The following is a 354-nucleotide window of genomic DNA, read 5'->3' as shown; positions in this document are numbered from 1 at the left end:
GAAGTAATGCTGAAGATCTATGATTGTGAACCAGAGTTTTCTGAACATAAAGAGGCGCCGGGGAAAGTAATTTCAGAAGATAAAAAGGTAAAAGTGTCGGTGAAAAACGGCTTTTTGCTGCTGAAGGAAATTCAGCTTCCGGGAAAACGAAAAATGGCCATTAAAGATCTACTTAACGGCTATAATTTTTCACCTGATGCAAAAGCTACGTGAACCCTTGTCAATGCTGAAAGGAACGCATTTTCGAAAAAATCAACTAAGGTTATCAACAATTTACCGAAGTTATTAACAATTACCTGCTTTTCCCTTGATATTACTTGCATGGGAAAGATTTCCATATAAATTTGTAAAGCA

The 354-nt window shown here is 36.4% G+C and carries 1 pseudogene; it reads left to right on the top strand.

What is annotated here, in order from left to right:
* Nucleotides 1-213 (top strand): annotated as a pseudogene (locus HC175_RS21150) (methionyl-tRNA formyltransferase); the annotation flags it as partial.
* Nucleotides 214-354 lie beyond the last annotated feature (141 nt).

The organism is Salinimicrobium oceani (assembly GCF_012037645.1).
Note: the sequence above shows the minus strand (reverse complement) of the source record. Positions and strands in the feature narration are given on the sequence as shown.